Source organism: Aneurinibacillus tyrosinisolvens (assembly GCF_001015055.1).
Taxonomy (GTDB): Bacteria; Bacillota; Bacilli; order Aneurinibacillales; family Aneurinibacillaceae; genus Aneurinibacillus_A; species Aneurinibacillus_A tyrosinisolvens.
The window spans coordinates 64,284-75,179 of the sequence record NZ_BBWZ01000020.1 but is presented as its reverse complement, the minus strand read 5'-3'; the positions used below and the strand labels follow the sequence as shown (position 1 = coordinate 75,179).

Below are 10,896 nucleotides of genomic sequence, written 5' to 3'. Positions count from 1 at the left end.
GTATAACGAGAGCTTTCTTTTAATTTTAAGTATACTATGTAGTATACAAATACAAGAGAGGTGCACATTTTGATTACTTTAAAAACAAAAGAAGAGATCGCATTAATGAAAAAGGCCGGAGAGATATTAGCTTCCTGTCATAAAGAAATCGCCAAAATCATTAAACCGGGTATCACAACAATGGAAATCGACCAGTTTGTCGAGAAGTATTTACAACGGCACGGGGCCACCCCTGAACAGAAGGGGTATCACGGTTATCCGTATGCCACATGCGCTTCTGTGAACGACGTCATCTGCCACGGTTTTCCTAATAAGAATCCGCTGAAAGAAGGCGACATTGTCACGATCGACATGGTTGTCAACTTGAACGGATGGCTTGCCGACTCCGCGTGGTCCTATCCGGTCGGAAAGGTTTCTGATGAAGCCCGGCGCCTGCTCAAAGTAACGAAGGAATGCCTTTACAAGGGAATCGAGAAAGCTGTCATCGGCAACCGGATTGGCGATATCTCCCACGCTATCCAATCGTATGCCGAATCGGAAGGTTTTTCGGTCGTCCGGGACTTTGTTGGGCATGCGATTGGCAAAGACATGCATGAAGATCCCCAGGTCCCCCATTTCGGCCCTGCCGGAAAAGGCCCCCGGTTAAAGGAAGGCATGGTTATTACAATCGAGCCGATGATTAATACAGGGAAATTCCATTCTAAAGTTGACCCCGATGGGTGGACAGCAAGAACGGCGGACAAAAGCCTCTCGGCGCAATACGAACACACTATCGCGATTACGAGTGAAGGCCCTGTTATTTTAACAGAGCAGTGAATAAACCGGAAAGGGACGACAGCGTACGATTTGTCGTCCTTTTTTTGTTAAAATATGTTTTACAAATCGAACGTTTGTTTGGTAAAATATACATAAGTCAGCTTAGATTGTACGGACAAGAAAATATAGATAAGGGAGATGGATAAATGAATCAGCCTCGAATCGTTGAAAAACCCGAAATCAAAGTAATTGGAATTGCAGCAAGAACAACAAACGAACACGAAAGCAAAGGGGATGGTGAAATTCCTAAGCTCTGGAATACATATTACGGACAGCAAACCGCCGAACGAATTCCAAATAGCTAACGCCTGGGACTACACTTGGCCTATATACCGAATACGAAAATGGTGTTTCCGGCTCATATGTTATGGTTGCAGGTGAAGAAGTAAGCGGCTTTAACCAGATTCCCGATGGAATGGTTGCAAAAACAATCCCGGCAGCTAACTATGCCGTTTTCACCACACCTGCAGGCCCCCTTTTTAAAGTTGTACCGGAAGCCTGGGCGTTTATTTGGGAGTGGACAACCAACTCGAACATTGAACGGGCTTTCAGCGGAGACTTCGAGCTGTACGATGAACGCAGCTTCGATTCTAACAATGCACAGGTAGAAATTTATATTGCCTTAAAATAAATCTAATAGAATACCTCCCTCTATTACATAAACTTCTTTCTGTTCATAATCCTGCCGAATCATACAAACAATATCCGGGTAATGACAAAAGGTATATCTTTAAGATGGGAGGTATTTTATTATGGATGAATTTATTCCAATGACGTCGGTAACGAGCGGCGAAGGCCAAACAGTGACACCGGATATATTCTGCCTGCCGATTCAAATTGTCAACGTCTGCTTTGTGGGCGAGCCGAAACAATCCAGTGAGTGGGTTCTTATTGATGCGGGCATGCCCCGTTCCGCCGACACGATTATTCGGGAAGCCGAAGATCGTTTTGGGCCGAATCATCCGCCGAAAGCAATCGTTCTCACACACGGACATTTTGACCATGTGGGTGCGCTCCCTGAATTGGCGGAGCAATGGAACGTTCCCGTTTATGCGCATGAACTTGAAATGCCGTATTTAACCGGCAAGTCCGAGTATCCGCCGGCCGACCCCGGGTCTGACAGCGGACTTGTAGCAAAGATGTCTCCCCTGTTCCCGCGTCACGGCATCGATTTAGGCAGCCATGCGAGAAAGCTTCCTTCTGACGGAAGCATTCCAGTAATGCCAGGCTGGCGCTGGATTCACACCCCGGGCCATACGCCCGGCCACATCTCCTTTTTTCGCGATGCAGACCGTGTTCTGCTTGCAGGGGATGCGTTTGTGACCGTAAAACAGGAATCACTTTATAAGGTCATAACCCAGGAACAGGAATTAAACGGACCGCCGGCTTATTTTACGCCTGACTGGCAGGCAGCGTGGGAGTCGGTAAAACGACTCGAAGCTTTAAAACCATCCATCGCAGTTACCGGCCACGGGCTGCCTATGTCGGGGGAATCATTATCACAAGGGTTGGAAAGGCTGGCACGGGATTTTGACAGGATTTCTATTCCAAGGGAAAGCCTGTACGCTGATTAACCCGAACATCCTGCCATGTCCTAGACGTTACAGGGGACATCTGTAGAAGAGATGTCCCTTGTTTTGTTTGCTTTAAAATTTTTCCTGCTTTTCACTGCGACTCGCTTTATAATAAAGCTAGTACACGCAAAGAAATAGAGGAGCCGGCATGAAGGAATTTCAAAACGCAAAGCAATTTACGATTGTTGTTGCAGACGACGACCAATACATTACAGAGCTCATTATTCTTTACTTACAAAAAGCAGGCTTTGTTGCTCTCCCGGCTTATGACGGCAGGGAAGCAATCAGCATCGTAGAAACAAAAAACACTCATCTGTTAATTCTCGATATTATGCTCCCTGGCATGGACGGATGGGAAATATGCGAATCCATACGAAAAACAAGCAATCTGCCGATTATTATGCTGACGGCCAGAGGAGAAAGCGAAGACAAGCTTCACGGGTTTGGCCTCGGGGCAGACGATTATGTAGTCAAACCATTCGATCCGAACGAACTGGTGGCACGCGTTTTTTTCGCTTTTGCGCCGTACGTATACAAATACCCGGCAACCCCCTCCGGCAGGAACGGTACAGTGGGACACCCTCAAAATTGACACGGCAGGGCATACTGTTACGATTGAAGATGAGTATGTTGATTTAACTCCCCGCGAGTATCAGCTATTGCTTACCTTTGTGCAGCACCCAAACCAGGTGCTGGACCGGCAGCAGCTGCTGGATTTAGTATGGGGCGAAGACTATGAAGGTGAAGACAGAGTGGTTGATGTTTTTGTGAAGCGCCTCCGCCAGAAACTATCCGACGATCATACAAGTTGGTCGATTGAAACCGTGCGGGGGGCAGGATATAAGTTTAAGGTGGAGGCGTGATATGTTTACCTCCATCTTTCGCAGGCTGCTGGCCAGCTACATTACGATTATTCTCGTTGGATTTACGCTGCTGGCCGTTCTTCTTAACTTTTCACTTCAACATTTTCTCATCCAGCAAAAGGAACAGGTGCTATACCGCCAGGCAGACAGTATTCTCGAACTGCTTCAACAGGTTGATGTTAACCCTTCGGTCTATCCTCAATTTGAAAAAACGATCAGCCATAACCGGCGTGTCGCAAACATAAAGATGGATTTATTATTGCTGGAAGATGGCAGCAATCTGCGCAGCATCCCTAAGATGGCGAAGAAGTTAATAAAAAGAAACGAAGTTCTTAATCCTTCCATCATCGAGACGGTGCTATCGGGCCATAACGCAGAGAATGTAGGCCCTTTTAAAAAATCCGACAACCAGCTTATGCTCTCTATCGGTGTTCCGGTGCAAAAGGACGGCAAAGTAATCGGCGCTCTTTTTCTACATACGCCGGTTCGCGAAATCCAAACCGGCCAGATAACCCGGCTCATTATTGGCGCTGCCCTCATCGTGGCGGTTCCCGCCGTTCTCGTCCTGTATTTTGTGTCGCGTAAAATCTCTCTGCCGCTCGTCCGGATGAATTGGGCGGTCCGATTTATCGGGCAGGGAAACTTCAAGGAACGCGTTCATGTTGAGGGAAAGGACGAGGTTGCCCAGCTGGCGGTAAACTTTAACCATATGGCAGAGCAGCTGGAGAAAATGGAAATGATGCGAAAGGAGCTTATCGCCAACGTATCTCATGAGCTGCGCACCCCGCTCACCTCTGTGCGCGGATTTATTCAAGGAATGGCGGAGGGTGTCATCCCAGCCGAGCAGCAGCAGCGTTATTTAGACATTTCTTACAGGGAGTTAAACCGCTTAAACACGCTGCTTACTACGATGCTCGATCTGTCAGCGATTGAGTCCGGGAGAATCACGCTTCATCCGGTGCCGATTCGCTGGTCCACCCTCGTAGAAAGTGTCGGCGAAAGCGTTCGGGTCAGAATGGAAGAGAAGTCTATTCATTTTCACATTCTGAATCCGGAAGAAGCGAATGTGAAGGTGTTTGGCGATCCGGAACGGCTGAAGCAAGTTTTATTTAATTTACTGGACAACGCCATACGGCATACGCCGGAAGGGGGAAGCATTACGGTTTCTTCACGCGTAATTAACAATCAAGCAGAGATTACGGTAACCGATACCGGGAAAGGGATTGAACCGGAGAAACTGCCGCTTATTTGGGAACGTTTCTACACGGAGAAGTCCGCCCGCACATCACACGAGGAACGGAGCGGGCTTGGCTTAACAATAACGAAGCACTTAGTGGAGTTGATGAACGGCAACATTACCGTTGATTCAGCACCGGGCAAAGGTACAACTTTCACCCTTTATTTGCCCCTCCCCCTCTCTTAAATACAATTCTTACTCTATGATCTTGAAGCAACATATAGTTTTCTATATCACAAAAAAAGCACCCTGTCGCCGGGTGCTTTCTTTTATTTACTGTTGTTTTAAAACAGCGGCAATTTGCGATTTTTGTGTGATAATTTCATTTTTCAGTGTCATAATTTGCTGCAGGAGATTAGCTGCTTCGTTAAGCTGGGCCGTCATTTCAGCTGCATTGTTTTGTTTACGGCTGTCTTTTGCCTGTTTCACCGTGCTTTTCAGCTGTTCACGCAGCTGTGCTACCTTTTGCCAGTCGGCTTTTTTTGCCTCCCGAATCGGCTGTACAAGTGTTTTTATATTTTTCAGCTTTGCTCCAAGCTGTTTAACCGCTTCTAAATCAGGTTTAATCGCTGTCAGCTTCGCTTCAATCGCTTGATGATTCGCTGCTATCTGCTGTTTTAACGATTGAACCTTCTCTTTGTCCTTGCTTGCTTTCGCCGCTTTTAGCTGCTCAAGAAGCGCCTTGTTGTTTTCGCGAAGCGTTTTCGTTTCGGAAAGCACCTGTTTTACATGGCTGCGCAATTCGGGAGATGCTGCTCCTTTTACGGCACCCCACGCCTGCTGGTTGATTTCCCGCTGGTTTTTTAGCTGCTCCTGCAGTACTTTGTTTTGCTGAACAAGCGTTTGCCAGGATTGGTATTCGGCCGTGTCTTTAAGGGATAGCAGCTTTACCTTTGCCTGCTCCTGGTTAACAGGATTTGCGGCAGGTGCGGAAGCCTCCTCGGCGCTAGCGGCAAACGCCGAACCGAACGAACCAGCCGCTATCAAGGTTCCTAATGCCGTTGCAATCATGGGCTTTTTTAAACTCATCAATGTACAAACCTCCTAAACATGTATTTATTGTGTACAGGAAGCATTGTACAGGCGAATTATGTCACGAATATGTCAATCACCCACAATTCATTATGAAATTGATTCATCCACATAAAAAATTCTCTTGTTCTTAAGAAAACCTTAAGATTTATACTTACCCGATTTTAAGAAGTGTTTTCTACAATGTGAATATATCAATGATGTTATACTTTGAAAGGAGGTGAAGGAAATGAACCAATACACGGTACTGGTTGTCGATGACGAAAAAGAAATTCGAGATGCTATCGAAATTTATCTTAAAAACGATGGGATTACCGTTGTTAAAGCGAAAGACGGTATCGAAGCGATTGAAAAATTACATGAGCACGACATCCAACTCATTATTTTGGATATTATGATGCCACGGCTTGACGGGATTGCTACCACCATTAAGATACGCGAGGAAAAAAACATCCCCATTATCATCTTAAGTGCAAAAATGGAGGACACAGACAAAATTCTCGGTCTTCAGATCGGTGCCGACGATTATATCACGAAGCCCTTTAGTCCGCTGGAACTGATTGCACGCGTAAAATCCCAGCTACGAAGATATATGACACTAGGAACTTATCAAGGAGCAGAAAAAGTAATCCGATTGAATGACTTAACGTTAAATGAAGCAGCAAAAGAGGTCGCTCTTCAGGGAGAGCCTGTAAAATTCACCCCCATTGAATACAGGATTGTGGAATTGCTCATAAAGAACGCCGGCCGTGTTTATTCGATTGATGAAATTTATGAGCGGGTATGGAAAGAGCCTGGTTACAACGCGGAAAATACCGTGGCTGTACATATCCGTAAAATACGAGAAAAAATTGAAATTGATGCTAAAAATCCAAGGTATTTAAAGGTGGTTTGGGGAATTGGATACAAAATGGAAAAATAAATGGATCGTGGCCGTTTGGCTTCTTCTCTTCTCACATGGCCTCAGTGGTATCATAACGGGATTATTACATGGAGAAGAATATACCAAAAAGGATTACTTTCAGACCCCCGAGTTTCAAAGTCAACTTGATCAAATGATTGATAGTTTAACCCTATTTGAATTAAATTACATACCGGAACAAGAAGCTAAAAAGTTCGTTACCGTAACAGGCGAAGAAATAAATGAGCACCGTTTTCGATATGGTGATTTGCCACAACAAATTGATAATATTAAAGCCCAGTATGAGGGGCAAATTCAGGAGGCAATTACATCCAAAAATCGAGCTATGGCAAACGCCTATACCGCCGAACGTGATACGAAAATTAAAGACATCACGATGAATTTCCAAAATGATGAATATGTCCGGGGCAAGGTTAGAAAAGAAAAAGAACAGAAAATCAGTGATTATTACCGCGAAATTGAAAATCAGCGTGCGGATTTTATTAAGTACAAACAAGTACTTCTCTATTATCTAAAAGATATAGAAAGCGGAACGGTTTATACCAATATAAAAAATGCTTCCGGTAACCCATCGATTGATTCGAAAAATATGGCATTCATTCGTACGTATCCTTCATCTACCTACGGCCCACTTTCAACAGAAGGACGGTCTTCGAGCCTTGAACAAGTCATTTCAGCAAGAAAAGCAAAGCTCTTTGAAGGTCAGATAGCGATTCCGAAGTCATCGGTTACCGCAGGTTCGATTTTATCCAATTATTATGAATTTGAAAACAGGCAAATTATCTTTTACATCCACACGATTAGTGGGATCGCAGCTTTTCTTCTTAGTCTTTATCTGCTAAAAAAACTCCCTGTTTTCTCGTTCATCGCACCGGTAACAGGGCAGTCATATTACAAACGAGTGCCGATTGATATCGGATTTGTTATCCTGGCGTTCAGCGGTTTGATTACCCTTCTTATACTGCGAAATAATCATGTTTATTCGTATCGTTCAATCTCTGAATGGGTAGTTGATTTAGGGGTTACTACCTTTTTCGTTACGCTTACTCTTGTGCAAGGAATCTATTTCTTGGCCAGGGTGAAGGATGAAACGCCCCTTAATGAGGACTTACAAAAAAGTGCAGTAAACAACTTGTATAAGGGTGTCAGAAATGCATTTAGAATCCGGAGGATCGGAACACAGGTCTTGATTTTATTAATCCTTGTCTTTGTTTTTGGCGCAGGGTTCAGTATCGTATTGATAAATCCTAATCTTCTAATCTTTTATGCTGCAGGGTTTTTCGTGATTGCACTGCCGATTCTCATTCTCCTCGTTAAACGTACAGGATACTTTAATCAGATTCTTTTGTATACGAATGAAATAACACATGGAAATTTACTGCCTGATTTACCTGTCAAAGGAAAATTCGCCCTTGCCACCCTGGCTGATAATATCAACCTGCTAAAGCATGGGGTCAAAACATCCCAAAAAGAACAGGCGAAAAGCGAACGGCTAAAAACAGAGTTAATTACGAATGTGAGCCATGATTTACGTACACCCTTAACTTCGATTATTACGTACACGGAACTATTAAAAACACCGGGTTTGTCAGAGGAAGATCGGAATTCCTATCTCGAAATTGTTGATCGTAAATCCAAACGCTTAAAAGTTCTCATTGATGATTTATTTGAAGTGTCTAAAATGGCCAGTGGCAATGTGGATTTGGCGAAAGAAAAAGTCGATTTAATTCAATTATTACAGCAGGCTCTTGCCGAATATAATAATCAAATGAATGCTTCCATGCTGCAATTTCGCGTAACAACTCCAGATACCCCGGTTTATGCCTTTGTCGATGGGCAAAAATTGTGGCGTGTGTTCGACAACCTCATTGGAAACATTCTAAAGTATGCATTAGAAAATACCCGGGTTTACATTTCTATAAAAATGGTTTCCAATCAGGTCGTCATGACCTTCAAAAATGTGATGAAATACGAACTGGGAGGCAATACCGAGGAGTTATTTGAACGATTTAAACGAGGCGACACGTCTCGTCACACAGAAGGCTCGGGTCTTGGTCTGGCTATCGCCAAGTCAATTATTGACCTTCATGAAGGAAGCTTAGAGATTGAAATCGATGATGATGTATTTAAGGTAACCGTACGACTTAATTCCAGAGTAACTCCATGAAGGTTAGAAGCAAATCAATCTATTGGACAAAAAGGAAAATGGTATGGTAGATAAAAAAATAATAGGGCAGGCTCAACGAGGAGACTCTTTCTTTTGTTTAGAATTAATAAGGAAAATAGAAGGGTTTGTTTATCAGATAACTTATTACATTCTAAAAAACCAAAGCGATGCACTGCCAGGATAACGTCCTGGCAGCTGCTAAACTTCTCTAAAAATACTTAAAACTACTTCTCTATCGGCAGCACAACTTCAACGACCGTACCCTGATTTCTTACGCTCCTAATGTCCATATACCCTTTATGGTTTTCAATAATTTTCTGGCTCACCATCAATCCGAGCCCAGTCCCCTTTTCCTTCGTTGTATAGAAGGGAGTTCCGATTTTTGCCAGCTGTTCCTCAGGGATACCACATCCCTCATCAACAAAGCGAATCGCGACTTTGTTCCCGGCTAGTTTTGTGCCTTCTATATATATTTCTCCCCCTGGAGGCGTCGCTTCAATTGCATTCTTGAGAACATTAATAAACACCTGCATCAGCTGGTTCTCTTCACAGTTTATCAAAACACCTTCAAACCCGCTTTTGATAAACACAAAATTATTCTTCAGGTTCATTTCGGAATTCAACAGTAAAACAACCCTTTCCAGCATCGGAAGGAGAGGTTTGCGCTGGAAATGGACTGCCTGCGGTTTGGCAAGCACGAGAAACTCACTGACAATAAAGTTAATTCGTTCCACTTCGGAAAGCATAATATCAACATACTGTGTTTCTTCAACCTTTAGACGCAGCAACTGCAAGAAGCCTTTAAGGCTTGTCAGCGGATTTCGTATTTCATGGGCCGCCCCGGCTGCGAGCTCCCCAATAATATTTAATTTGTCGGATTTTCTAAGCATTTCTTCCGTTTTTTTACGTTCCGTAATATCAACGATAATGTTTACAAAACCGTTTACATTGCCATCCACATCGTGCATTCTAGCCGAGGAAAGGCTCGCATCAATGAAAGAGCCGTCTTTTCTCCTCAGTGTTGTTTCAACATTCGTCATCGCTTTTCCCTGTAGAATACACGTTAAGTCTTTCCGAAGACTTTCGTGCCTTTCTTCCGGGACCGTCGGAAGAAGAACACCGATAACCTCCTGTTCCGTCCAGCCGAACATTGCCTTGGCTGCCTGATTCCACATCTTTACCGTCCCATCCGGGTTGCCGGTAATAATGGCGAGAGGGGATGCCTGGATGACCGCCTGCAGTGTCTGCGTCATATTCCACAGTTCCTCTTCCGTTTTTCTCCGTTCTGTGATGTCAATTCCAGTCGCAATCACGTACTTTTCCTTTTTTTCTGAATCAAAAAACACAGCATCGGACCATGTAATGAACCGCCTCGTCCCATCTTTTGTAATCCAGTAATTATCGTGCTGATTTGCGAAATCGCCGGCTACCATTTTTTTAAACGTTGCCTTTATGTTTTCAACTTCCTCCGGGAGCAGTAAAACATCCCAGAATATTTTCCCTCTCACTTCCTCAAATGTATAGGCCGTTACTTGCTCACACATCCGGTTAAATTGCTGAACCCTCCCCTCGCTGTCCAGAACTAATACGAGCGCATCCAGCGTATTAAGGATCGTAGAAATAAAGTCGCGCTCTCTTCTTAATTCCAGTTCCATCTTTTTGCGCTCGGTGATATCGTGTCCAACTGATACAGCCCCGATAATTTCACCGGATGGGGTAACGATCGGTCGTGCATTGGTTAACGATATCCGTCCGCCGCTCCATAGCTCCTGGTTCTCCACAAGGATACCTTGCAGCGCACGAAAAAGAGGCAATTCCTCTTTCCGCACAGGAGTTTTGCCGTCAGGGCAGCGAATGTCCCAGTAGTCTGACAGCTGCTCGGCCGGTATTGGCTCATCCAAAAATCCGGGTTGGATATCCGTTTTACTATACGAGCGGTTAATATACACCTGGTTTCCGTTGCTATCACAGGCTGCTACCACCTCAACCATATTATCCAAAACAGTATTTAACAGCATTTCGTTTTGGGCAAGCACACGGGCTGAGGAAACAAGCTGCTTTGCCTGCTTTGTTATTATGTAAAGATAGAAAGATAAAGCAACTAAAAAGAATCCAATGTCCAGTAGGCTCTCAATCGCTGCATACCGGGTGTGCAAGGAAAAGTGAATGACAAAATCAATCAGAAAATATATTGGTATAAAAATAAACGGTACCACAACTAATTTCTTTGGTTTGGGTAAAATGGACTCTACATCATTTGGAATTCCCAATAAATTCTTGCTCAT

At 44.1% G+C, this 10,896-nt stretch carries 10 protein-coding genes and 1 pseudogene; 9 read left to right on the top strand and 2 right to left on the bottom strand.

Going from position 1 to position 10,896, the window contains the following annotated elements:
- The first annotated feature begins 69 nt into the window (after window positions 1-69).
- From map to MBEAL2_RS17095, 7 genes and pseudogenes are all read left to right on the top strand, one after another.
- Window positions 70-816: a type I methionyl aminopeptidase gene (map, locus tag MBEAL2_RS17115; protein WP_047153476.1), complete on the top strand. Its 747-nt coding sequence runs from the start codon at window positions 70-72 to the stop codon at window positions 814-816.
- A gap of 146 nt (window positions 817-962) precedes the next feature.
- Complete coding sequence (locus MBEAL2_RS33650) at window positions 963-1,121, top strand: GyrI-like domain-containing protein (protein WP_082129989.1); 159 nt, start codon at window positions 963-965, stop codon at window positions 1,119-1,121.
- 59 nt (window positions 1,122-1,180) lie between these two features.
- Window positions 1,181-1,447, top strand: a pseudogene (locus tag MBEAL2_RS33645) (GyrI-like domain-containing protein); the annotation flags it as partial.
- A gap of 121 nt (window positions 1,448-1,568) precedes the next feature.
- Window positions 1,569-2,390: an MBL fold metallo-hydrolase gene (locus tag MBEAL2_RS17105; RefSeq protein ID WP_047153475.1), complete on the top strand. Its 822-nt coding sequence runs from the start codon at window positions 1,569-1,571 to the stop codon at window positions 2,388-2,390.
- A gap of 148 nt (window positions 2,391-2,538) precedes the next feature.
- On the top strand, window positions 2,539-2,982 hold the full coding sequence (locus MBEAL2_RS32425; protein ID WP_052947784.1) for a response regulator transcription factor: 444 nt from the start codon (window positions 2,539-2,541) through the stop codon (window positions 2,980-2,982).
- Window positions 2,909-3,253: a winged helix-turn-helix domain-containing protein gene (locus MBEAL2_RS32990; RefSeq protein WP_236692924.1), complete on the top strand. Its 345-nt coding sequence runs from the start codon at window positions 2,909-2,911 to the stop codon at window positions 3,251-3,253. The genes MBEAL2_RS32425 and MBEAL2_RS32990 overlap by 74 nt, the downstream gene beginning before the upstream one ends.
- 1 nt (window position 3,254) lies before the next feature.
- Window positions 3,255-4,676 (top strand): sensor histidine kinase, encoded by a 1,422-nt coding sequence (locus MBEAL2_RS17095; RefSeq protein WP_047153474.1) that lies wholly within the window; start codon window positions 3,255-3,257, stop codon window positions 4,674-4,676.
- Between the two features lie 87 nt (window positions 4,677-4,763).
- Here the strand turns inward: MBEAL2_RS17095 and MBEAL2_RS17090 are convergent, their stop codons facing one another.
- Window positions 4,764-5,519 carry a hypothetical protein gene (locus tag MBEAL2_RS17090; RefSeq protein ID WP_052947782.1) on the bottom strand — a complete coding sequence of 252 codons (756 nt, stop codon included), beginning with the start codon at window positions 5,517-5,519 and terminating at the stop codon, window positions 4,764-4,766.
- Between the two features lie 232 nt (window positions 5,520-5,751).
- Between MBEAL2_RS17090 and MBEAL2_RS17085 the strand changes: the two genes are divergently transcribed.
- Together MBEAL2_RS17085 and MBEAL2_RS17080 are read left to right on the top strand one after the other, a co-directional pair.
- On the top strand, window positions 5,752-6,444 hold the full coding sequence (locus MBEAL2_RS17085; protein ID WP_047153473.1) for a response regulator transcription factor: 693 nt from the start codon (window positions 5,752-5,754) through the stop codon (window positions 6,442-6,444).
- On the top strand, window positions 6,422-8,611 hold the full coding sequence (locus tag MBEAL2_RS17080; RefSeq protein WP_047153472.1) for a sensor histidine kinase: 2,190 nt from the start codon (window positions 6,422-6,424) through the stop codon (window positions 8,609-8,611). Before MBEAL2_RS17085 ends, MBEAL2_RS17080 begins: the two co-directional genes overlap by 23 nt.
- A gap of 224 nt (window positions 8,612-8,835) precedes the next feature.
- Here MBEAL2_RS17080 and MBEAL2_RS29395 read toward each other — a convergent pair whose 3' ends face one another.
- Window positions 8,836-10,896, bottom strand: a complete 2,061-nt coding sequence (locus MBEAL2_RS29395) for a PAS domain-containing sensor histidine kinase (RefSeq protein ID WP_052947781.1) — start codon at window positions 10,894-10,896, stop codon at window positions 8,836-8,838.

Excerpts from the sequence above, each read along its gene's own strand:
- MBEAL2_RS29395 (WP_052947781.1), bottom strand. The coding sequence starts at position 10,896 with ATGAGCAAGAATTTATTGGGAATTCCAAATGATGTAGAGTCCATTTTA.
- MBEAL2_RS17105 (WP_047153475.1), top strand. The coding sequence starts at position 1,569 with ATGGATGAATTTATTCCAATGACGTCGGTAACGAGCGGCGAAGGCCAA.
- MBEAL2_RS17090 (WP_052947782.1), bottom strand. The coding sequence starts at position 5,519 with ATGAGTTTAAAAAAGCCCATGATTGCAACGGCATTAGGAACCTTGATA.
- MBEAL2_RS17085 (WP_047153473.1), top strand. The coding sequence starts at position 5,752 with ATGAACCAATACACGGTACTGGTTGTCGATGACGAAAAAGAAATTCGA.
- MBEAL2_RS32425 (WP_052947784.1), top strand. The coding sequence starts at position 2,539 with ATGAAGGAATTTCAAAACGCAAAGCAATTTACGATTGTTGTTGCAGAC.
- MBEAL2_RS17095 (WP_047153474.1), top strand. The coding sequence starts at position 3,255 with ATGTTTACCTCCATCTTTCGCAGGCTGCTGGCCAGCTACATTACGATT.
- MBEAL2_RS33650 (WP_082129989.1), top strand. The coding sequence starts at position 963 with ATGAATCAGCCTCGAATCGTTGAAAAACCCGAAATCAAAGTAATTGGA.